The sequence below is a fragment of the Sphingomonas sp. PvP056 genome (genome assembly GCF_040549155.1).
Taxonomy (GTDB): Bacteria; Pseudomonadota; Alphaproteobacteria; order Sphingomonadales; family Sphingomonadaceae; genus Sphingomonas.
Genome location: NZ_JBEPST010000010.1, coordinates 48,581 through 71,478 on the forward strand (window position 1 = coordinate 48,581; position 22,898 = coordinate 71,478).

13 protein-coding genes are annotated in these 22,898 nt (G+C 65.1%); 8 read left to right on the forward strand and 5 right to left on the reverse strand.

Features of this window, described 5'->3' with window-relative positions; translation table 11 throughout:
• Nucleotides 1–64: 64 nt before the first annotated feature.
• Both ABIC17_RS19265 and ABIC17_RS19270 read right to left on the reverse strand, forming a co-directional pair.
• On the reverse strand, nt 65–1,090 hold the full coding sequence (locus tag ABIC17_RS19265) for a cupin-like domain-containing protein (protein WP_354284669.1): 1,026 nt from the start codon (nt 1,088–1,090) through the stop codon (nt 65–67).
• Nucleotides 1,087–1,770 (reverse strand): SapC family protein, encoded by a 684-nt coding sequence (locus ABIC17_RS19270; protein ID WP_354284671.1) that lies wholly within the window; start codon nt 1,768–1,770, stop codon nt 1,087–1,089. The genes ABIC17_RS19265 and ABIC17_RS19270 overlap by 4 nt, the downstream gene beginning before the upstream one ends.
• Nucleotides 1,771–2,036: 266 nt before the next feature.
• Here ABIC17_RS19270 and ABIC17_RS19275 point away from each other — a divergent pair, with 266 nt between their 5' ends.
• Nucleotides 2,037–5,069 (forward strand): TonB-dependent receptor, encoded by a 3,033-nt coding sequence (locus ABIC17_RS19275; protein WP_354284673.1) that lies wholly within the window; start codon nt 2,037–2,039, stop codon nt 5,067–5,069.
• Between the two features lie 70 nt (nt 5,070–5,139).
• On the forward strand, nt 5,140–6,681 hold the full coding sequence (locus ABIC17_RS19280; protein WP_354284675.1) for a tryptophan halogenase family protein: 1,542 nt from the start codon (nt 5,140–5,142) through the stop codon (nt 6,679–6,681).
• A gap of 97 nt (nt 6,682–6,778) precedes the next feature.
• On the opposite strand, the gene ABIC17_RS19285 is transcribed toward ABIC17_RS19280, so the two are convergent.
• Nucleotides 6,779–8,443 (reverse strand): GH39 family glycosyl hydrolase, encoded by a 1,665-nt coding sequence (locus ABIC17_RS19285; protein WP_354284677.1) that lies wholly within the window; start codon nt 8,441–8,443, stop codon nt 6,779–6,781.
• 105 nt (nt 8,444–8,548) lie between these two features.
• Nucleotides 8,549–9,445 (reverse strand): diacylglycerol/lipid kinase family protein, encoded by an 897-nt coding sequence (locus ABIC17_RS19290; RefSeq protein ID WP_354284679.1) that lies wholly within the window; start codon nt 9,443–9,445, stop codon nt 8,549–8,551.
• A 112-nt stretch (nt 9,446–9,557) separates the two neighbouring features.
• Here ABIC17_RS19290 and ABIC17_RS19295 point away from each other — a divergent pair, with 112 nt between their 5' ends.
• Nucleotides 9,558–10,925, forward strand: a complete 1,368-nt coding sequence (locus ABIC17_RS19295; RefSeq protein WP_354284681.1) for an MFS transporter — start codon at nt 9,558–9,560, stop codon at nt 10,923–10,925.
• Between the two features lie 3 nt (nt 10,926–10,928).
• On the opposite strand, the gene ABIC17_RS19300 is transcribed toward ABIC17_RS19295, so the two are convergent.
• Nucleotides 10,929–13,223: a glycoside hydrolase family 3 N-terminal domain-containing protein gene (locus ABIC17_RS19300; RefSeq protein WP_354284683.1), complete on the reverse strand. Its 2,295-nt coding sequence runs from the start codon at nt 13,221–13,223 to the stop codon at nt 10,929–10,931.
• 193 nt (nt 13,224–13,416) lie between these two features.
• Here ABIC17_RS19300 and ABIC17_RS19305 point away from each other — a divergent pair, with 193 nt between their 5' ends.
• From ABIC17_RS19305 to ABIC17_RS19325, 5 genes are all read left to right on the forward strand, one after another.
• Nucleotides 13,417–14,409, forward strand: coding sequence for a LacI family DNA-binding transcriptional regulator (locus ABIC17_RS19305; protein ID WP_354284685.1), 993 nt, complete (start codon nt 13,417–13,419; stop codon nt 14,407–14,409).
• Between the two features lie 32 nt (nt 14,410–14,441).
• Nucleotides 14,442–17,384: a TonB-dependent receptor gene (locus ABIC17_RS19310; protein ID WP_502958510.1), complete on the forward strand. Its 2,943-nt coding sequence runs from the start codon at nt 14,442–14,444 to the stop codon at nt 17,382–17,384.
• Between the two features lie 77 nt (nt 17,385–17,461).
• Complete coding sequence (locus ABIC17_RS19315; protein ID WP_354284857.1) at nt 17,462–18,886, forward strand: glucoamylase family protein; 1,425 nt, start codon at nt 17,462–17,464, stop codon at nt 18,884–18,886.
• 185 nt (nt 18,887–19,071) lie between these two features.
• Nucleotides 19,072–19,674 (forward strand): alpha/beta hydrolase, encoded by a 603-nt coding sequence (locus ABIC17_RS19320; RefSeq protein ID WP_354284689.1) that lies wholly within the window; start codon nt 19,072–19,074, stop codon nt 19,672–19,674.
• Between the two features lie 91 nt (nt 19,675–19,765).
• Nucleotides 19,766–22,873 (forward strand): PAS domain-containing protein, encoded by a 3,108-nt coding sequence (locus ABIC17_RS19325; protein ID WP_354284691.1) that lies wholly within the window; start codon nt 19,766–19,768, stop codon nt 22,871–22,873.
• Nucleotides 22,874–22,898 lie beyond the last annotated feature (25 nt).

A 22,898-nucleotide genomic window follows, 5' to 3' on the forward strand; every position in this document is an offset into this window, starting at 1 on the left:
AGTATCTTGTCCGTCTATTCGATCGTCCCGTCAAACGCTGAAGCGTTGATCCGGAAGCGCACCCTCAACCGCCCCGCAGCGTCTTCATCACCCACGCACGGATCCTGCCGTAATTGCCGCCGCCCAGCGCCCCGAGAATGCCGTGCTGCGCGTCTGGCAAATGCGCGAGCGGATGCCCATTCGGACGAAAGACGTAATGATCGAAGAACGCACGCCACGCCGCGCGTTCAGCGGGCGGACGCTCGGCGATCGCGATCATCGACAGCAACATCGCGGTATAAGGCGCGTCAGGCCCGGCGGCGAAACCATCCCACCAGTAATTGACCAGCATGTTGAACGGGGCAGTCGCCTCGACCGAATGCCACCATAATTTGGGCATGTACAAGGCATCGCCCGGCGCAAGATCGACGACCATCGCGCGGCCCCGCGCGGCGGGGAAATCGGGATAGCGTGGGTCATCGGTGTCAGCGCCGGCCGCAAGACTGATCGGTTGCCCCGCCATCGTATGGTCGATCGGGCCGACATACAGGTTTCCGATCGCATCGGGCGGATAGAGCGTGAAACGGCGGGTTCCCGCGACGACGCACGCGAGATTGTCGAACGTATCGTAATGACAGGCGACCGAGGATGCCGTCCCCAGCCAGATTCGCGGACGGGCGGTGGGCGGTACGATCGGCACAGCGTTGTCGGCTGCAAAGCCCGGGAGATAGGCATCGGTCGGAAGCGACCCGAGATAGACCGACTCGGTTTCGGGTGCATCCGCGGCAGCGACGATGCGACCGAGCGCATCCCCGAACCGAAGGCTTTCGCGGGTAAAGTTGAAGCCCGCCAGATCCTTCCCATAGGTATAGCGGCCCGCAATTGTGGGGTCTCCTACGAATGCCTCGGCAGTCCGCCCGGCATCGAGCCGCGCAAGATAGGCGACCAAGGCCGCGCGCGACTGTCCGGACGCTTGCGTTGCCGGCCAGTCGCGACACAGGCCCCGCAGGACGACCGGCATGCCGGGGCGGGCAACGTCGCGAACGAACGCGTCGAGATCCCCTACGCTCGCGCCATCGACGTCGCGAACCGCTAGCTGCGCGCCCGTCATCCGGTAGCGACCCGATCATTGCGCAACCGCGCCAGGCGACGGATGTGTTGCAGCGAGGCGATCACGCTGTGAATGCGCTCCAGGTCGCCCGAGCGGAACAGCTCGAGCACGACGCCATCGTCCAGCTCGGCGAGCGCGTCGCGGCTTATGGTGTACAAACCTTCGACACTCAGCCGCTCGCCGTCGTCGAAGCTAAACGACAGGTCGATCGGCTCGACCAGCTTGAGCGCCAGCAGACGCGCGATGAACGCATTAGTCCGTGTAACACCGGCATGGAGCTGCCCCAGCGCCCTTTGGACCGAACGTAGCGCCGGGGTAGCGTCACCATCGGTTTCGAACACCGGCGAACCACCCCCAACGGCGAAGCGCGAATGCTCCGGATCAATCGCGATCGCGTCTTCAGCGATATAGAACCCTTCGCGCACAACGTCATGCAGACGACTTGCCGGCTCGCCATCGGGCTCGTCACGAACAAGGTTCTCCCCGGGCTTGAGCCCGAGCATGGCACCAGCATAGAAGTCGCCGGTTTCCGCATTCTTGCAAAACAGGATGGGAAAGTACGCGCCGGCCGACTCGATTTCATCGAGAACGACTTGCACGAAATGCCGGTCACCCGACGTCGGCGCGGCCATTTGAAGTGTGGCGTGGGTATGAATGTTCAATACTTCCAGCGTCGCCATGCCAATCACTCTCTCCGCTTGCCCCGTCGTTGCAGGATACCTTGCGCCGGATACCGTGCCGAAGCCTTCTCGCAAAGCTGCAATACCCATTTATCCAATACACCGACAAAACGCTTGCATCCCCAAAGTGGTAGCGATACCACCCCCATCGACACAATGGTCAAGTGAACGACCGAGGTCCACGCGATTCTATCGGCAAACCGCCTGGCGGGCCGGCAGAGCAGCGCGAATAACCGATGAGAAAAATCTCATAAAGGAGGGGATCGATGAAGCATTTTACCCAGCACGACGGCTCCAGTTTCGCGACGCGTCAGCGCCGAAAAGGACTTCTCGTCGGAGCAACCAGCCTGGTTGCGCTCACACTCGCGGCACCAGCGCTTGCACAGACCGCTGACGCGCAAAATGCGCAGACGAACCAGCCCGCCCCCGTCCAGCCGGCCGTTGCAGCCCCCGCCGGCACCGTGACCGCCAGCGAAGCCGGCACCCCGCAGGATCAGGCAACCCAGCCCGCAATCGGCAACACGGCTGGTGCCGAAGGTGAGGACATCATCGTCACGGGCCTGCGCGGTTCGCTCCAGCGCAACCTCGACATCAAGCGCAACGCCACCGGCGTGGTCGACGCGATCTCCGCCGAAGACATCGGCAAGTTCCCGGATTCAAACGTCGCGGCATCGCTCCAGCGCCTTCCCGGTGTGTCGATCCAGCGTTCGGGCAACCGCGGCGAGCCGACCGGCATCACCGTTCGCGGCTTCGGCGGCGATTTCAACACCACGCTGTATGACGGTCGCCGCATCTCGACCGCAACCGGCGGTCGCCAGATCGATTTCTCGACCGTCGGCGTGGACTTCATCGGCCAGTTGAGCGTGTTCAAGACGCCGGACGTGACGCTGTCGTCCAACTCGATCGGCGCGACCGTCAACATCGAGTTCCCCAAGCCGTTCGATCACCCGGGCTTCCGCATGGCGGCAAGCGGTTCGGGCTCGATCCAGGACCGTTCGGGCAAGGTTGTGCCAACCGCGGGGCTGCTGCTCAGCAACACCTTCGCCAATGATACGCTCGGCGTTCTCGCCGACGTTATCTACACGCGCCGCGACACCACCAGCAACCGCGTCTCGGTTTCGGGCTGGGCCGGCGGCTTCTACGCACCGTGCCAGTTGGCCGGATCGACCAGCACCACGTGCGCGCCTTCGACCGACGTCACTGCGGCTCCCGGCAACCGCGCGAACATCACCGGCTGGTTCCCGCAGCAATATGTGATCAGCCAGGAAGCCGTTAAGGACGAGCGCGTCGACGGCCGGATCGCACTGCAGTGGCATCCGTCCGAGTCGGTGATGGTCACCATCGACGACAATTACTCGCGTCAGGAAATCGTCACCAAGATCCCCGCGCTCGGCGTGTGGTTCAACCAGGGTGCGCTGCGCAACGTCACGCTCGACGAGAACGGCACCGCGGTCAATTTCAGCCAGCCGAACGGCTCGCCGACCGATTTCACCGCGGCGCGTAACACCCAGGTGCTCCAGACCAACCAGCTTGGCGGCAACGTCAAGTGGGACGTGTCGGACAACTTCTCGGTCAACGGCGACGTCGCCTGGGCCAAGAGCTGGCTCAACCCGAGCGGCAACACGATCGGCAGCCAGAACGGCGACATCGGTTATGGCGGCGCGCAGGCGAACAGCGCAGGTGTGTCGATCACCGGCAACAGCAACAACAGCTTCCCGTCGCTCACGCAGACCGGTCCGCGCGGCGACGCCGCCAATTTCCTCAACCAGGGGATCATCGGCTCGCACGTCGTCGTCAACCAGACCCAGAACAACGTCGATGAACTCAAGCAGGGTCGCCTGACCGCAACCTGGAAGCAGGACGATCTGACGATCAAGTTCGGCGGCCAATATTATGAGGACAAGTTCAACCTCAGCAACAAGAGCACCTTCACCAACAATTACTGGCAGGCCTACGCCGGTTATGGTGGCCCGTCGGGCCAGGGTTCGGGCATCGCGCCGCTCCCCTCCAGCCTGTATCAGGGTACGGTCAACCTCGGCAGCAACTTCATCCCCGGGTTCAAGGGAACGCTGCCGTCGTCGCTGATCGTGTTCGATCCGGCTGCCTATCAGAATTACCTGACGAGCCTGGGCAACCCCCAGACGCAGACGATCCCGGGCTTCAACAACGTGACCGGGTTCACGGGCACGTTCGACCAGCTGGTCGACCCGAACAGCGTCCAGCAGATCACCGAGAAGACGTGGTCGCTGTACATGAACGTCGCGTTCCAGACCGAGATCGCGAGCATGCCGTTCCACTTCGCGGCTGGCGTGCGTAACGAGAACACGCATCTCGTCTCGGTCGGCCAGGGGCGCCTGCCCACGTCGATCTCGACCAGCACCGCCGATCCGACGCTGCTCAACCTCAACTTCGGCGCGGTTTCGCCGATCAGCGCGCGCAGCAACTATTCGTACCTGCTGCCGTCGATCGATACGCGCCTCGAAGTCACCGACAAGCTCCAGTTGCGTTTCGATGCGTCGCGCACGCTGACGCGGCCGGGCCTTGGCAACCTCAACCCGGTGCTCGCGGTCGGCGTCGGCCAGCGCGTCGGTGCGCTGACCGGCAGCGGCGGCAATCCGAACCTCAAGCCGTACCTCGCGGACAATTTCGACGTCGCGGCGGAATGGTATTACCAGCGCAACTCGTACCTCTCGGTCGATTTCTTCCTGAAGAACGTCAGCAACTTCATCGTTGGCGGCGTGACGCGGCAGGCAATCAACGGCGTGATCGATCCGACGACCGGCTCGCTCGCCAACTTCGCGGTGTCGCAGCAGGTCAACGGACCGGACGCGACCGTCCGCGGTGTCGAGCTGGCGTGGCAGCAGGTGTTCGGCAGCTCGGGCTTCGGGTTCAATGCGAACGCGACGTTCGTCGGCACCAACAAGCCGTATGATCCGACCAACATCTCGCAGACCGGCTTCGCCGTTACGGGCCTTGCCAACTCCGCGAACTTCGTCGGGTTCTACGACAAAAAGGGCTTCCAGCTTCGTGCCGCGGTCAACTGGCGCGACAAGTATCTGCTCCAGTTCGGCCAGAACCAGAATACCAGCAACTTCGGTGCCGAACCGACCTTCGTCAATTCGAGCCTCCAGCTCGACCTGTCGACGAGCTACGATATCAACAAGCACTTCAGCGTGTTTGCCGAGGCGATCAACGTCAACAACAACCAGCAGAGCACGCATGGCCGCTTCGCGAACCAGCTGCTCGACGTGTACGATTACGGCCGCCGCTACGTGGCTGGGGCGCGATACCGCTTCTGATGTTCCTCCCCTGGGGGCGCCACATCGGCGCCCCCTTTTTTTTGTCCCCCAATCTCTGGTAACCGGGTCCATGCAGACCGTCCGCAACATCGTGATCGTCGGCGGCGGGACCGCCGGCTGGCTGACCGCAGGGATCATCGCCGCGCGCCACCAGGGCCGGATGCCGGGTGGCTTCACGGTAACGCTGGTCGAATCCCCCAACACCCCGATCATCGGTGTCGGCGAAGGCACCTGGCCGACCCTCCGCTCGACGCTGTCCAAGATGGGCGTGTCCGAGAGCGACTTCTTCCGCGAATGCAACGCCTCGTTCAAACAGGGCGCACGCTTCGCACGCTGGACCACCGGCGAACCCGACGAGGGCTATTACCATCCGCTGATGTTGCCGCAGGGCTTCACCCGCGTAAATCTCGCCGAGCATTGGATCGCGGATTCCAAGGGCCAGAGCTTTTGCGACATGGTGTCGCCGCAGGGCCTGTTGTGCGACGACGGGTTGGCCCCGAAGACGATCGCGACCCCCGAATTCGAAGCGGTCGCGAATTACGCGTACCATCTCGATGCGGGCAAATTCGCGGGCTTTCTCCAGCGGCATTGCTGCGAAAAGCTCGGCGTGCGCCATGTCCTAGCCGACGTGCAACATGCGACCCAGGCCGAGAATGGCGACATCCTGAGCGTCGTCACCGAACAGGCGGGCGAGATCCCCGGCGACCTGTTCATCGACTGCACCGGCTTTGCCGCGCTGCTGATCGGCAAGACGCTGGGCGTGCCGTTCAAGAGCTGTGCCGATACGCTGTTCTGCGACACCGCGCTCGCGGTGCAATTGCCGCACGAGGACCCCGAAGGGCCGATCGCGTCGCACACCATCTCGACCGCGCAATCCTCGGGCTGGATCTGGGACATCGGTTTGCCGACGCGGCGCGGGGTCGGGCATGTCTTTTCGAGCAGCCATATCTCGGACGATGCCGCCGAACAGGAACTGCGCGCCTATCTGGGCCCCGCGGGCAAGGACCTGCCGGTCCGCAAGCTCGCGATCCGCGCGGGGCACCGCGAGACATTCTGGAAGAACAATTGCGTCGCTGTCGGGCTGGCAGCGGGGTTCCTCGAACCGCTCGAAGCGTCCGCGATCGTGCTGATCGAACTGTCGGCCAAGTTGATCGCCGAGCAGATGCCGGTGTGCCGCGAGGTGATGGACATCATCGCCGCGCGCTTCAATGCGACGACCCACTATCGCTGGGGTCGGATCATCGACTTCCTCAAGCTGCATTATGTCCTGACCAAGCGCACCGACAGCGACTTCTGGCGCGACAATGTCCGGCCTGAGTCGATCCCCGACCGCCTCAGCGACCTGCTGACGCTGTGGCAATACCAGCCGCCGTGGTTCCACGACGAGTTCGACCGGGTCGAGGAAGTCTTCCCCGCCGCGAGCTATCAATATGTGCTGTACGGCATGGGCTTCCAGACGCAGGTCGAGCGCGCGGCGATCGCGGGCGATACGCGCATCGCCGACCAGGCACGGCGCGAGGCGGCAACGCAGACTGCGCGGATGCGACAAGGCCTGCCGCGGCACCGCGACCTGATCCGCAAGATCGTCGAGCGGGGGCTTCCGACGATCTGACTTGTCTTTCGACTCTTGTCCGGCATCCCCTACCCCGGTGCGCGCCCGCCATTGTACGGCGCGACCGCGTCAGCTTGCTGCCGTAGCCGCAGCCACGCTACGGCTGCAGTTCGACCAGCACGACGCCCTGGCGCGGGATGCGCACGTCGATGCCTGTCGCGGTCGTTGCGATCGGTTCGGCAACCAGGCGCGACGCCGCCTTCAGCTTCGCGACCTGATCCGCGGTCGGTTTCGCCGGGCTGCCGAGCGCCTGCCACGCGCCGAACGCATTGGCGTGAGTCGCGTCGACTCGCCACAGGCGCGCGGTCTGCCCATGCTTGCCACCAAGGGCGACATGCACCGCCGCGTCAGGGCCAGCCACATCGTCGTCGTGGTAGTTCCACAACAGGATCGCGACCTTCCCGGCCCGGTCGCGCGTTGCCAGCGCGCCGACGTCTGGCGCGCCGCGCACACCGTTCTGCACGATCGTATCCAGCGCGATCTCGCCGTCACTGGTCGCCGCGACCTGTTCGTCACCGAGCTTCGCGAACAGGCGGAACACGTTGAGCACCGCCAGATCGACACCGTTGCTGGCGAGCTGGCGATAGCCCGCAAACCACGGTTGGCCGACGAACGTGTACGACCACGACAACGCCCCCTCGAGCGTCACCCCGCGCCGCCGCGCCAGGGTCCACAGTCGCGCGTAACTCGCGGCGGTGTAGCTCGCGTAAAGCGGACCGTTGCGATAGGCGTTCGCCGGACCGGGGCATGCCGCGCACCCCTCAGGGTCATTCTCGCCGATGATGATCGGTTTGCGCGCGAGTGCCGGGATGGCGGCGATCTTGGCGAACCCGGCATCCGCGGTCTTCAACTGGTTGGCGATCCCCATCCGGACATGCCCGTCGACCACGCTCGGCTGACCCTTGGCATGGAAGGAGAGGAAGTCGGTCGGCGTACCGACCTTGCCGGTCGCATAGTTCTTCCCCGTCGTCACATGCGTGAGGAAATCGTCCATGAACGCATCGCCCGACCCGGCGACGTCGGGCCCGCCGACCCGCGCGGTCGGCAGTGCGCGCCGGACCGCGTCGATCGCGACATCGTGCATCCGGTAGAATTCCTGTGGCTTGCCCGACCAGTAGAAATCGAGATTGGCTTCGTTCCAGACCTCGAAATACCAGCGCTCGACCTCGGCGCGGCCGTAGCGCGCGACGTTGTGGCGGGTCCATTGATAGACCAGCTCGCCCCATTTGGCGTAATCGTTGGGCGGGTACGACCAGCCCGCGGTGATCCCCTTATAGTCGTTGCCCGGCTTCCACGCGCGGCGATACGGCACGCCTTTGGGGGCCGCCGACAAGGCCTCGGGCATGAAGCCGATCTCGAGATAGGGGCGCACCCCTCGGGCGCGATACGTATCGATGATACCGTCGACGATATGCCAATCATAGACCGGCTTGCCGTTCTTCTCGGTATAGACGTTCGTGCTGCCCCATTTGAAATCGGCCGTCCCGTCGCCGGTCGTCAGCAGATTGTGCGCGCGGAAATAAACCGCATCGGGCTTCAGCTTCCCGAGTTCGGTAAGTAGGGCGGCACCATCGGGCGCGGTCGCGTAGTTGGGCTCGTCCGCCCCGAAGAAACGCCATATCGGCGGAAGCGGCGCGACGATCCGGTCTGGATCGACGCGAACCGTTACCGGAAGCGGCGGTATTTCGGATGGAGCGGCGGTAGCCGGCCCGCTCGACAGCAACACTGCGCTCGCCCCGACTGCAAAGCTGCTCAACCGCATCGTCCGTCTCCCTGTCGCGCGGTCACGCTCTTTATGCGTGCCCGTTCGGGAGAGCGCTAACACGGAACCTGCGAAGTCAAAACGGCTTGTCTCGAAGGATCTGGCTTAACGGGTTGCCGCAACGGCCACTTCGATCGCGCCGGGGGCAATCTTCGCGGTCACCGGCGTGCAGGCGAGCACTTCGCCATCGATCGAAATGCGTTGCGGCGGGTCGATCGTCACCTTGAAACACTCGCCGACGAAGTCGCGGCTGCACGCATCCTTGTCCCGCAGCTTGAAGAATTTGGCATACCAGTCCCGCGCGAGCGCGACCTTGCTCTGCCCGACCACCGCCTGCAGCAGCAGTTTGCGCGAGCCGACATCCGCCGTGTCCGATAGCGCAACCCCGCCGTGATGGCGCCCGTTGAGGATCCGCAATTCGGTCGCCCATAGTGTTTGCGATTGCGTGCCGTCGTCGATCGTCAGCCGGAACGCGCGGAACCGCACCGAACATTTGAGCGCCCACATCAGATAACCGACGCGCCCGGCATAGCGCTTGAGCTTGTGCGGCACGGTTTCGCCGATCATCGTCGACAGCCCTATCGAAGCGCCGTTCACGAAGTAATCGTCGTCGATCATGCCCAGATCGACCCGCCGCCGTTGGCCATTGGCGATCACGTCGATCGCGCCGTCCAGATCCAGCGGCAGATGCAGCGACCGCGCAAAGCTGTTCGCAGTGCCGAGCGGGAGCACGGCGAAGACGCAATCCTTCCCCACCACCTCGTCGACGACGCCCGAAAGCGACCCGTCCCCACCGCCGACGATCACCATGGGCACACCGCTGGCGACGACAGTGCGCATCGTTGCTTCCATCTCGTCGGGATCCTTGACCGCATGGCAGGCGGTGAGGATGACGCCTGCAGCCACCAGCTTGTCGCGCGCGGTCTCGAACAGATCCTGGCCCTTGCGCGAATGCGCGTTGATGATCAGCGCAGCTTCGCGCGGCAGGGGCTTTGTTTCCATTTCGCAACAACACATGAACTGCGCGGTTGCTCCGGCATCGTGCAGTTAAACCGATCGGGCCTCCCGCACGGCACGGTTGACCGGCGCAACCGCAATCGTCAGGCGGACGATCATGCCACGCCCGCTTGAGAACCCGGCAATAGACCGCAGCCAGAACCGCCCCGGCGCGATGCAGTTCGTGGTGTTCGGCGCGGGGGATTTCGCGTGCAATCTCTACTGGCAGAGCGTCTCGCTGTACCTGTTGTTCTTCTACACCGACGTGCTCGGCGTGTCGGCAGCGCTAGGCGGGACGCTGTATATGATTGGCGCGTTGTGGGACGGGATTGCCGACCTGCTCGTCGGGATTGCGGCACAGCGGCCGGCGGTGCGGTATCGGCGGTTCATCGCTTGGGGGGCGGTGCCGTTGGGGATTGCGTTCGTACTGCTGTACTCTGCGCCGGACCTGACCGGAGCGTGGCTGGCGGGGGTGATCGGCGCGACGCAGATCCTGTTTCGCACGCTCTATGCGCTGGTCAACGTGCCGTATGCGGCCTGGACCGCGCGGTTCAGCCCCGACAGTCGCGATCGCACGATGCTCGCGGGGGTGCGGATGCTGTTCGGGACGATCGCGGCGCTGGTCGTGACAATGGGGACGCCGTGGATCGCGCTGCGCGTGACGGGCGATGCGACCAGTCAGGCGGGGTTCGCGAGCGCGGCGATCGTTTACGGCGTCGTTGGTGCGGGGCTGTTGCTGGTGCTCGCTTGTAGCGCACGGGAGGCTTTGCCAGCGGCGACGTCCCGGGCGCAGGTGCCGCTGCTGACGTGCCTGCGGTTGCTGCTCGCCAATCGGGCGTTCGTGACGCTCAATCTGGCGGCGATGGTCGCGGGGCTGGCGGCGGCGGTGCTGACGCAATCGGTGCTCTATTATTTCAAGCACGTAGCAGGGCAGCCCGCGCAGGGGCCGCAGACGCTTGCGCTGATGGCGGTTGCGGGGACGATCGCGGTGCCCGTTTGGTTGCTCGTGACGCGCTGGATCGGGTTGCGCGGGGTCTGGTTCGCGGCGGTCGGCTGGGGGCTGATTTGCCTCGCTATATTCGGCATTTCGCCGGGCGGCGCGGGGACGATCGCGGTGCTCGCCTTGCTGCAGGCGGCGTTTACCGGGTTCAATCTGGTGTTCTGGTCGATGCTGCCCAACACGGTCGAATATGGCGAAGATCGCACAGGCGCGCGGGTGGAGGCGCTGGCGTTCGGGGTCGCGGCCTTGTGGCAGAAGATCGGGCTTGCCGCAGCGGCGGGAGGACTTGGCTTGTTTTACAGACACATAGGCTATGTCGCAGGCGCAACCCAGAGCGCGGCCACCGCCGCCGGGATTCGCGACCTGATGCTGTATGCCTGTTCGGCGGGGTTGGTGGCGTCGGCGCTGGTCATGCTGGGCAATCCGCTCAAGCGCGGGGTCCATGCCGCGCTGGTCGAGGATTTGGCACGCCGCGCCGACGTCTGAAGATCAGGCCGCAACCAGTTCGAAGGTGGCGCTAACGCCTTCCGCTTGCGCCGAAGGGGCGACCCACAGGCGGAACTGGCCCGGCTCGACGGTCGGCTTGAGGTCGAGCCCGACGAACTGCAGGTCGCTGCGCTTGAGCGTGAACACCACCTCCTGCCGCGCGCCCGCAGCGAGGCGGACGCGGCGGAACGCCTTCAGTTCGCGCACCGGGCGCGTGATGCTGGCCGCAACGTCGTGAATATAAAGCTGAACGACTTCCTCCGCCGCGCGCGTGCCGCTGTTGGTGATCGTCGCGCGGACTTCGAGCGTTCCGTCCCACGCCAGCTTGCCGCCCGCCAGTTGCAGGTCGGAATAACCGATCTTGCCGTAGGTCAGCCCGTGCCCGAACGCGAAGCGCGCGGCGTTGGGAACCTCGCGATACTGCGCTTTATAGTCGACCCGCGGCCCGTCAGGGTTGGGACGACCAGTCGATTTGTGCGCATAATGGTACGGTTCCTGCCCGGTTGCATACGGAAAACTGACGGGTAGACGCGCAGATGGCGCAACGATTCCGAACAATATGTCGGCGATGGCCGGGCCGGATTGTGACCCGAGGAACCACGTTACCAGGATCGCGGGCGCATCGAGCACCGCACCCGACAAGGCCAAAGCGCGCCCGTTGCGCAAAGCGACGACGATCGGCTTGCCCGTCGCCGCAACCGCCGCGGCGAGCGCCATTTGCGCCGCCGGGACGACGATATCGGCCCGCGATTGCGCCTCGCCCGACATGTTTTGCGCCTCGCCGACCGCAAGAACGACGATATCGGCGGCATTTGCCGCCGCGACTGCCGCCTCGATCCCGCCGGGAAGCGGCGCATCGATCCCGGATCCGTCGGTCGCGGTGACCGAGGCGGGGTCAGCGACCAGCGCGCGAACCCCGCTCAACAGGTCGACCGCTTCCTTGTCCGATCCGTAGACGTTCCACGGGCCGATCAGTTCACGCTGGCCTTGCGCGAACGGCCCGATCAGCGCGATCCGCTTTCCCGACCGCGGCAGCGGCAACAGGTCGCCGTCGTTCTTGAGCAGCACGATCGAGCGCCGCCCCGCATCGCGTGCGAGCGCAAGATGCGCCTTGGTCCGCACGCGGGTGCGTTCGCGCTTGGGGTCGATGCGGCGGAACGGATCGTCGAACAGGCCGAGCGCCTGCTTCGCCAGCAACACCCGCCGCACCGCCTGGTCGATCCGTGCCATCGGCACCGCGCCCGATGCCACCAGCGCCGGCAGATGATCGCGGTAGAAGTTGCTTTGCATGCTCATGTCGACGCCAGCCATGAACGCCAGCCGCGTCGCCTCGCGGGCATCGGCGGCAAAACCGTGCGCGATCAATTCCTCGTCGCCGGTGTAATCCGACACGACCAGTCCGCCGAAGCCCCATTCCTTGCGCAAGACCGTGTCGAGCAGCCACGGGTTGGCGGTTGCGGGAACGCCCGAGATTTCGTTGAACGACGCCATCGTCGACCCCACGCCAGCGCCGAACGCCGCCTGGAACGGCGGAAAATAGACGTCGCGCAGCGTCCGTTCGGACACGTCGACCGAATTATAGTCGAGCCCCGCCTCTGCCGCACCGTAGGCCGCGAAGTGCTTGGCGCAGGCCATCACCGCGTCGTCGGCGGTGAGCCCCTTGGTCCCCTGGAACCCACGGACTCGCGCGGCGGCCATCATCCGGCCGAGGAATACGTCCTCGCCCGCACCCTCGACCGCCCGTCCCCAGCGCTGATCGCGCGCGATGTCGACCATCGGGGCGAAGGTCCAGTCGATCCCGGCGGCGGACGCCTCGACTGCAGCCGCGCGCGCGGTCTGTTCGGCGAGATCGGGGTCGAAGCTTCCCGCTTCGGCCAGGGGCACGGGGAAAACGGTGCGGAAGCCGTGGATGACGTCGGCGGCGAAGATCAGCGGGATCTTGAGCCGCGCCTCGCGTATCGCGACGGTCTGCATCCGCTGCGCCATGTCGGTGCCGTGGCCGTTGAACACGCCACCGAGCTGGCCGGCGCGGACTTCGCCCAGTTGCGCGTCGAACGTCGCACCAGCCTTGGTCGGGTTAAGCGCGTTGGCCGCGCCCCCCGCCCAGGCGGCGGCGTTGAGCGTCAATTGCCCCGCTTTCTCCGCAACTGTCATCCGCGCGAGTAACGACTCGATCATCGGAGACGCCGCCATCGCGTCGACTCCTGCCAAAAGCGCCCGCGCGGGACTCGCCGCCCACGCCGTCACGGCCCCTGCCCCCAGCAGCATTGCGCGGCGTGAAATGCCCGACGATTCCATTGCTTAACCTCCTGTTGGGGGGACCTTCCGCCGCCCTGCCCGTGCCCCGAAACGCCCGGTCTTGAACACGGTTAATGAATGATGTAACCGGTTACATCAAGCAGGGAGATCGGCAGGGCCACTGTCCCAGTCGGCGGAATGTGACGCGGGGGAGCATCCTTCGCATCGCTCAAAGGAAGGGTGTTCTCGAACAATGGCGCATGCCACGATCCGCGATGTTGCGCGCGAAGCCGACGTATCGGTCGCGAGCGTGTCGCGTGCGCTGAACGGGCACAGCAACGTCCGGCCCGAACTGCGCCGCCATGTCGAAACGGTTGCCGCCGCGCTCGGGTACGTGCCCCACGCCGGCGCGCGCAACCTCAGCATGGCGCGCGCGAATGCGATCGGCGTGGTCCTGCCCGACCTGCACGGCGAGTTCTTCTCGGAGACGCTGCGCGGGATCGACCGCGCCGCGTCCGAACGCGGGCTGCACCTGTTGCTGTCGAACCTGCACGACGGCGACCGCGCGGTCGGGATGCTGCACACGATGCGTGGGCGGGTCGACGGGCTGATCATCATGGCACCGCATATCGACCCCGCGCTGTTGCTGGCCGGTATCCCGCCGAGCATCCCCGCGGTGCTGGTCAATTGCGCTGCGCCGGGGAAGGATCGCCCGACGTTGCAGGTCGACAATGTCGCGGGTGCGCGCACGATGACCGAGCATCTGATCGCGACCGGGCGGCGTGCGATCGTCCATCTGTCCGGACCGGAGAGCAATGCCGAGGCGCGCGAGCGTATCGCCGGATACCGCACCGCGATGGATGCCGCCGGGCTGCCGCAGCGGATCATCGAGGGCGACTTCATGCAGGAGACCGGCGCCGCGCTGACGCCGCAGATCCTGCACGACCACCCCGACGCCGACGCGATCTTTGCCGCCAATGACATGATGGCGATCGGCGCGATGATCGCGCTTCGCGCGGCAGGCGTCGACGTGCCCGGGCGGATCGCGCTCGCTGGCTTCGACGACATTCCGCTGTCCCGCCTGATCTCGCCTTCGCTCACCACGATGCACGTCGACATCGCCGGGATCGGGGAGCGCGCGGTCGCGCGGCTGACCGAAGCGATCGCAGGATCAAAGGATCACCAGCTCGAGATGTCGTTGCCCGAGCTGATGTTGCGAGAAACGACACAAAAAAAGCCCGCGTAAGTCGGGCGTAAGCAGGGAACACGAGTATGAGTATGCGTAACCAGAAGTTTCTCCGGCTGTTGCTCGCAAGCGCAGCCGTCTCCGCCGCGAGCGTTGCCGCGGTCCCCGCCTTCGCACAGACCAGCACTGCCGCGATCCGCGGGCAGGTCACCGATGCGGCAGGCTCCCCCGTCGCGGGCGCGAGCGTCGCAGCCGTCAGCAGCGACACCAACCAGACGGTCCGCGCGACCACCGATGCCACCGGCAATTACAGCCTCAACGGCCTGCGTCCCGGATCGTATCAGGTCACCTCAACCGCGACCGACGGGCAGACCGCGACCCAGCTCATCACCGTCGCGATCGGCCAGACCGCCTCGCTCGACGCGACCGTCGCGCCCCCCGGCTCGACGCCGGATGCGGCAGGCGGCAGCGGCAAGGACATCGTCGTCACCGGCAGCCGCCTGACCGAGACGCGCACCAGCGAAATCGCGACCAACGTCAGTCAGGCGCAGATCCGCGCGCTGCCGCAGACCGACCGCAACTTCCTGTCGTTTGCCGCGCTCGCGCCGGGCGTGAAGTATAATGACGGCGAGACCGGCAAAGGGATCCAGTCGGGCGCATCGACCGCGAGCCAGGTCAACGTCTTCATCGACGGCGTCAGCCTGAAGAACAAGCTGAGCGAAGGCGGTATCGCCGGGCAGCAGAACAGCCGCGGCAATCCGTTCGGGCAGCTCGCGGTGCAGGAATTCCGCGTGCTGACGCAGAATTACAAGGCTGAGTATGAGCAAGCCGGGTCCGCGATCATCACCGCGGTGACCAAGTCGGGCACCAACGAGTTCCACGGCGAAGTGTTTGGCCAATATACCGGCAAGGGCCTGTCCGAGACGTCATTCATCGACAAGCGCGATGGCAACCCCAAGCCCGATTTCACGCGCAAACAGTACGGCATCGCGCTCGGCGGCCCGATCATCAAGGATCGCCTGTTCTTCTTCGGCACATACGAGGGCAACGACCAGAACCGTGCGCTCAACGTCAAGAGCACGGGTTCGGCGGATGCGGTCAACGAATTCAACCAGGTTTCGGGCCGCCGGCTCTCCGACTTCGAGGCCCCGTTCATCAGCCCGTTCCGCGGCGATTTCTACTTCGGCAAACTGACGCTGACCCCGGACGATCGCCAGACCTTCGACGCGTCGTTCAGCCGCCGCCAGGAAACCGATATCCAGAATTTCGGCGGCAACGTGTCGTTCGAGAACGCCGAGAACAAGCGCAACACGATCGACACCTATCAGTTCAAATGGGCGTATAAGGGCGACAAGTTCGTCAACGAATTCAACGCCAACTACCTGTCCTATACGTTCAACCCGACGTCGCTCAATCCCGATCTGCCGACCTATGACTATAGCGGCGTGATCATTTTCGGCGGCAAGGATGCGACCCGCAAGCAAGTCCAGCAAAGCTATACGCTGCGCGACGACTTCACCTATTCGGGGATCGACAGCCATACGTTCAAGGTCGGCGGCCGGGTCGAGATCACCGACATCACGTTCGACAACCGGCTGTATGTCCAGCCGCGCTACTCCTTCCTGCGCGAGCCGCAGAACAACCTCAATTTCACCTTCCCGGGCGAAGCGCGGCTTGGTCTCGGCAACGGGCTGATCCAGGGGTCGAACACGCAGATCGGCCTGTATGCGCAGGACGATTGGGACATTACCGGGCGGCTGCAGCTCAATCTCGGCGTGCGCTGGGATTATGAGACGAACGCGGTCAACAACGACTATGTCACGCCCGTCGCGGCGGCGGCGGCGTTGCGGTCGTTGCCGTCGACGTCCTACTTCAATCCCGAGAATTACATTTCGACTGGGACCAACCGCAAGCCGTTCGCCGGCGCGATCGCGCCGCGCGTCGGCTTCTCGTGGGACATCAAGGGCGACCGCACGACCGTGATCTTCGGCGGGTTCGGGCGCTATTACGATCGCAACAACTTCAACAACACCGTCGACGAGCTGTCGCGCGCGATCAATCCGGTCGGGATCTTCCGCTTCTCGGCGGACGGCCAACCGCGCAACGGCTTGCCGACGATCCAGTGGAATCCCGCTTATGGCACGCGGGAGGGCCTGCTCGCGCTGCGCGCGGCGTCGACCAGCGCGGGGGCACCGGAGCTGTTCGCGGTCCAGAACAACGCCAAGCCCCCGGTCAACGACCAGCTCAGCTTCGGCGTTCGCCAGCGGCTCGGGGTGTTCGAGGCGTCGATCACGGGGTCGTACCAGCGCGGGCGCAACGGTTACACCAACATCTTCGCGACCCGCAACAACGGCGGGTTCGGCACGTGCTGCAACACGTCGTCGCTTACCCAGTTCGGCTTCTCCAACGCGCTGATCGGGTTCGACGGGCTCGACACGCGCTACAAGGCGGTGTTCGTCACGCTCGACAAGAATTACACCAAGACCTCGGGCTGGGGCCTCAACATCGCCTATACGCTGTCGAAGGGCGAGCAGAACGGCGGCGACCTGTTCAGCCTCGATCAGGTCACGCCGGACGCCTATGGCTGGCGCCCGCGCGACGGCGACGAACGGCACCGTGTAGTGGTGTCGGGGATCGTCGACCTGCCGCTCGGCTTCCAGTTCGCCACGCTCACCACGCTCGGCAGCGGGCAGGCGTTCCGCGTGACCGACGGGACCAACGGCTCGACCTCGGGCTTCAACGATTTCAGCGCACGCTACCCGCAGAAGAACTGCATCGGCATGTTCGCCTTCTGCGAGGTCAACGTGACGCTGTCGAAGAAGATTCCGGTGTTTGGCAAGGATACGCTCGAGGCTGCGGTCGATGTGTTGAACGCGTTCAACAACAATAACTTCTCGGGCTTCGACGGCTTTTTCAACAACACCGTCAACCCTGCCACGGGCCGTGTCACCGACACGCTCGACCCGGCACGGATCGGCACGTCGCTGCTGACGCTGCCGCGGCGGATTCAGTTCCGGCTCGGGTATCGCTTCTAAGGCATCCCTGCCGAGCGGACGGCGTCGCAGCGCCGTCCGCTTCTTTTTGTCCGAATGTGTTGCGCGAGGCTCACCCGATGATCGACCGGCGGCATTTCCTCGGCTCCGGTGGGCTGGCGCTCGTCGGTCTGGCGAGCGGCGGGATCGCCGCGCCGCGGCGGCGGACGCGGCCCAAGGCGGTCATCGCGCCGCAGGAGCCGCTGATCGGCGACCTGCAACGCCGGACCTTCCAGTATTTCTGGGACACAACCGACGCCGCGACCGGGCTCGCGCCCGATCGCTGGCCGACGCCGTCCTTCGCGAGCATCGCGGCGACCGGCTTTGCGCTGACCGCTTATCCGATCGGGGTGGTCAACGGCTGGATCACCCGCGACCAGGCGCGCGCGCGGACGCTCGCCACGCTGCGCTTCTTCGCCAATGCGCCGCAAGGCCCTGCCCCCAGTGGTACTGCGGGGCACAAGGGGTTCTTCTACCATTTCCTCGACATGCAGAGCGGGACTCGCTTCCGCCAGACCGAGCTGTCGACGATCGATACCGCGTTGCTGCTCGGCGGGGTGCTGTTCGCGCAGAGCTGGTTCGACAGCGACCATCCGGGCGAAGCGCAGATTCGGGCGCTTGCCGAGCAAATTTATGCCGCGGTCGACTGGACGTGGTTCACCCCGCGCGCACCGTTCGTGTCGATGGGGTGGCACCCCGAACGCGGGTACATCCCGAGCGACTGGAACATCTACAATGAATCGCTGATGATGTACCTGCTAGCGCTCGGATCGCCGACGCATCCGCTGCCGGCCGACACTTGGAACGCGTGGACCGAGCGCTTCGCGCCGTCGTGGAGCGATCGCTGGGGGGAGCCGCACCTCGCCTTCCCGCCGATGTTCGGGCATCAATACAGCCAGACCTGGGTCGACTTTCGCGGCATCCGCGACCGCTTCATCGCGACCAAGGGCATCGATTATTTCGAGAACAGCCGCCGCGCGACCTACGGCCAGCGTGCCTATGCAATCGCCAATCCTGGCAAGTTCGCGGGCTATGGCGCGGACTGCTGGGGGCTGACCGCGTGCGATGGGCCGGGCGACTTCAAGCTGACGGTCGACGACGTTCCCCGCAGCTTCTTCAGTTACTCGGCGCGCGGCCCCGATGACCGCGACGACGGCACGATCGCGCCGACCGCTGCGCTCGGGTCGATCGCGTTCGCGCCCGAAATCGTCCTCCCCGCAGCGGGCGCGTTGCACGAGCGCTATGGCCGCGGAATCTACCAACGCTACGGCTTCATCGACTCCTTCAACCCGACGCTGACCACCGCGCGGCAGGACATGCGCCACGGCCACGTCGATCCCGGGATCGGCTGGGTCGACCGCGACTATATCGGGATCGATCAGGGGCCGATCGTCGCGATGATCGAAAACCGGCGGACTGGCTTGATCTGGCGGACGATGCATCGCAACCCGCATCTTCGGCGCGGACTCCAGCGTGCGGGGTTCACAGGTGGATGGCTCGCCTGAACAGAGCATTACGAAAGCGTTTCCCAACTGCGCGCGCCCTTTCGGTTCGGCGCAAATCGTCAGCATTTTGGCGCACGCCTATTGCCCATCGCCCGCGTAGGAATAGCCTCTGACATCCAAGCAGCGTTCGAGTCGGCCGCCATGCGACGGTCGATCGATATGCCGCGAGTGACAGGAGAGCGGTCATGGGCCTCGACGCCACGGAACATGCGGGAGAGCCACGCGCCATTCTGGTGAGCGTGGCAGGCGATCCGCCGGCGCAGGGCGGGATCGAGCAGGTGATGCTGGACCTCGCCAAATTTCATAACGGTCGCTGGGCTTTGCAACTGGACGCGGCATTCGCGCACCGCAAGACGCCGGTGGTGATCCTGGCACAGGGGCTGGCGTGTCTCGCCGTATCGTGGTGGGCGCAACTGTCGCCGCGCAGCTATCTGCGCTCTGTGCGGGGCGCGGTGTTCGATTCGCCGCTGTCGGTGGATTTCCCGCATGTCGCAGCGGCGGCGAGCTTTCGGACCGGCCCGACCTACCGCCTGCCCTTCCCCTCGGTGGTCGTCAGCGACGCGTCGTTCCAGATTGAGCAGGTTCTCGCGCTGGCCGACAAATGGGGCAGCCAGTTCGTCGCGCAGCCCTCAGACCTCGACGCGGATCATACCAACCGCCACGCCTCCTCGGACGGCGCCGCTGCGTTGCTGGCCCATGCCGGCTTGCTCGACCGTGCCGATACCGAATTGCAAGGACGCGCGAAGGGGCTCGGGCTGCGCCCGCTTCCCGCAGACGGCAGGGGGTGACATGATCCCGCCGTTCGGAGCCGCCACGTGCAAGGCAATCCTCACAAGCGGTTGATTGACAGCGGGTTTAACCTCACCCACACATTGTTCGATGCCCGCCTTGCCGCAGTCCACCCCCCTGGCGCTGCCGCCGGAATATGATCGCTTCGTCGAGGAGCAGATTGCCTCCGGTGCTTACCGCGATGCCGATGACGTCCTCGTGGCGGCAATGGCGTTGTTGCGGGCACGCGAGACGGCGAAACAGTCCGCCAGCCCGCATCCGCAATGGCCGCATGACGGTGGCACCTGCGGCAGCATCCTGCGCGCCCGCGACTGGAGCAAGACCGCGCTTGGCCCGATCGAGGATTGGCCGCCCGAACTGCGCACGACCGTCACCAACATCCTGCATTCTCCCGTCGCGAAGGTCCTGATGTGGGGGCCCGACCACGTCATGCTGTATAACGATCCCTATCGCGCGATTGCAGGGGATCGTCACCCGGCGGCGTTCGGGATGCCGGTGGCCACCGCCTTCCCCGACGTGTGGGACTGGAACCGTCCGATCCTCGAGGCCGGCTATCGCGGCGAACGTATGTCGCACCGCGACCAACCGATTGTATTCGACCGCCCCGACGGGCAGGAAACGATGGTCCTCGACATGTTCTATACCCCCGTTCACGATGCAGAGGGTCGCGTCGGCGGGATCATGTGCACGATGGTCGACAATAGTGCGCGGGTCGATGCCGAGCGCCTCGTTGCGGCGACGGCGGCGGAATTGCGCCGGATCACCGATGCGGTGCCGATGCTCGTCGCTTATGTCGATCGCGACCAGGTCTACCGGTTCGCCAACGGCTGCTACCGCGACTGGCTCGATATCGACCCCGACACGATGGTGGGAGAAACCGTCGAAACGGTACTGGGTTCGGATCTGTACGAACAGCGCCGTCCGTCGATCGAGCGTGCGCTGGCCGGCGAGCGTTTGTTCTCCGAAGCGATGCTGCAGCACCGCGACGGATCGTTCCGGCGCAGCGAGATCCGCTATATTCCGCATGTCGACCCCGACGGATCGATTCCCGGAGTCCATATCCTTGCGATCGACATTGAGGATCGCGCCCAGCGCGAAGACGCTCTGGCGGTCAGCAATGGCCGGTTTCGCACCGCGATGGATGCGATTCATGGAGTCCTCTGGACCAACAGCCCTGACGGACGGATGACCGGCGAACAGCCGGGCTGGGCTGCGCTGACCGGTCAGTTGACCGAAGCGTATCAGGACTATGGCTGGGCCGACGCGCTCCACCCGGACGACGTCACGCCGACCACACAGGCGTGGCGCGCTGCGCTCGCCGCCAAGGCGATGTTCGTGCACGAGCATCGCGTGCGGCATCATTCGGGCCAGTGGCGCAATTTCGTGGTGCGTGCGCTGCCGCTGCTCGACGATGCGGGCGAGATCCGCGAATGGGTCGGCGTCCATACCGACATCACGCACCAGCGCGCCGCCGAGGCGGCGCTGCGCGAACAGGCCGAGAAGCTCGCACGCGAGGCGCTCCACCGTCGCCGCGCCGAGGATCAGTTGCGCGTGCTCAACGAGGAACTGGAAGCGCGCGTGATCGCGGAGATCGACGAACGCCGCCAGGCCGAAGCAAAGCTTGCGCAGTCGCAGAAGATGGAGACCGTCGGCAAACTGACCGGCGGCGTAGCGCACGACTTCAACAATCTGCTCCAGGTCGTGTCTGGCAATCTGCAATTGCTGGCGAAGGACATCGCGGGCAACGACCGGGCCGAGCGGCGTGTCGCCAATGCGATGGCGGGTGTCTCGCGCGGTGCGAAGCTCGCCGCGCAATTGCTCGCGTTCGGCCGGCGGCAGGCGCTCGAGCCCAAGGTCGTCAACGTGACCCGCTTCGTGCGCGCGATGGACGACATGTTGCGTCGCGCGATCGGCGAAGGAATCGAAGTCGAGACGATCGTTGGTGGAGGCCTGTGGAACACTTTCATCGATCCCGCACAGGTCGAGAACGCCTTGCTCAACTTGGCGATCAACGCGCGCGACGCGATGGAAGGCCAGGGCAAGCTGACGATCGAACTCGGCAATGCGCATCTCGACGACGACTATGCCAAAGCGCATGATGACATCACACCGGGCCAATATGTCATGCTGGCGGTGTCGGATACGGGCAGCGGGATGCCGCCCGAAGTGATCGACAAGGTGTTCGAGCCGTTCTTCTCGACCAAGAGCGAAGGCAAGGGTTCGGGGCTGGGCCTGTCGATGGTGTACGGGTTCGTCAAGCAATCGGGCGGCCACGTGAAGATCTATTCGGAGGTCGGCGAGGGCACCACGATCAAGCTGTATCTTCCGCGCGCGATGCAGTCCGAGGACGTCGAGGTTGCGACGGTGATCGGGCCGATCGTCGGGGGCAGCGAAACCGTGCTGGTCGTCGAGGACGATACGGAGGTGCGCAACACCGTGGTCGAGATGCTGTCCGACCTGGGCTATCGCGTGCTCAAGGCGGTTGATGCGGCAAGCGGGCTCAGCGTGATCGAAAGCGGGATCCTGATCGACGTGCTGTTCACCGACGTGGTGATGCCCGGTACGCTGAAAAGCCCCGAGCTGGCGCGCAAGGCGCGCGAGCGGCTGCCCGACATCGCGGTGCTGTTCACATCGGGCTATACCGAGAATTCGATCGTCCACGGCGGCAAGCTGGATGCCGGGATCGAACTGCTGTCGAAACCCTATAGCCGCGAGGCCCTCGCCCGGAAGTTCAACCATGTTCTCGCCAACCAGCGCCAGCGCAAGGAAAACCGCGCTGCAATGGGTAATGTGGGCAGTTCGGTTGCCACCATCGCGGAACGCGTGACGCGCCGTACCATCCTGCTGGTCGAGGACGATGATCTGATCCGCATGAGCAGTGCCGAAATGCTGCAAGCCAGCGGCTTCGCCGTGATCGACGCAGCCAGCGCCGAGGAGGCGATCACGGCAATCTCGACCTTGCCGATTGACGTGCTGATCACCGACGTCAATTTGCCGGGAATGTCGGGCCCCGATCTCGCACGGACGGCGCGCGCCCAACGTCCCCAGCTCGGGATCGTGTTCGCCAGCGGCGACCTGACCGCGGTCGCGACGGACGTGCCTGCGGTGCAGCTTCCCAAGCCGTATCGACCGACGCATCTGATCGCCTCGGTCGAGCGTGCGCTCGCAATTGCCGAAGCTGCGACGACTTCGGACTGACTCCCCCGACGAATTACGCGGCGCA

Bases quoted from the DNA above. Each gene is read 5' to 3' on its own strand.
- ABIC17_RS19265 (WP_354284669.1), bottom strand. From the start codon at position 1,090: ATGACGGGCGCGCAGCTAGCGGTTCGCGACGTCGATGGCGCGAGCGTA.
- ABIC17_RS19270 (WP_354284671.1), bottom strand. From the start codon at position 1,770: ATGGCGACGCTGGAAGTATTGAACATTCATACCCACGCCACACTTCAA.
- ABIC17_RS19275 (WP_354284673.1), top strand. From the start codon at position 2,037: ATGAAGCATTTTACCCAGCACGACGGCTCCAGTTTCGCGACGCGTCAG.
- ABIC17_RS19280 (WP_354284675.1), top strand. From the start codon at position 5,140: ATGCAGACCGTCCGCAACATCGTGATCGTCGGCGGCGGGACCGCCGGC.
- ABIC17_RS19285 (WP_354284677.1), bottom strand. From the start codon at position 8,443: ATGCGGTTGAGCAGCTTTGCAGTCGGGGCGAGCGCAGTGTTGCTGTCG.
- ABIC17_RS19290 (WP_354284679.1), bottom strand. From the start codon at position 9,445: ATGGAAACAAAGCCCCTGCCGCGCGAAGCTGCGCTGATCATCAACGCG.
- ABIC17_RS19295 (WP_354284681.1), top strand. From the start codon at position 9,558: ATGCCACGCCCGCTTGAGAACCCGGCAATAGACCGCAGCCAGAACCGC.
- ABIC17_RS19300 (WP_354284683.1), bottom strand. From the start codon at position 13,223: ATGGAATCGTCGGGCATTTCACGCCGCGCAATGCTGCTGGGGGCAGGG.
- ABIC17_RS19305 (WP_354284685.1), top strand. From the start codon at position 13,417: ATGGCGCATGCCACGATCCGCGATGTTGCGCGCGAAGCCGACGTATCG.
- ABIC17_RS19310 (WP_502958510.1), top strand. From the start codon at position 14,442: ATGCGTAACCAGAAGTTTCTCCGGCTGTTGCTCGCAAGCGCAGCCGTC.
- ABIC17_RS19315 (WP_354284857.1), top strand. From the start codon at position 17,462: ATGATCGACCGGCGGCATTTCCTCGGCTCCGGTGGGCTGGCGCTCGTC.
- ABIC17_RS19320 (WP_354284689.1), top strand. From the start codon at position 19,072: ATGGGCCTCGACGCCACGGAACATGCGGGAGAGCCACGCGCCATTCTG.
- ABIC17_RS19325 (WP_354284691.1), top strand. From the start codon at position 19,766: ATGCCCGCCTTGCCGCAGTCCACCCCCCTGGCGCTGCCGCCGGAATAT.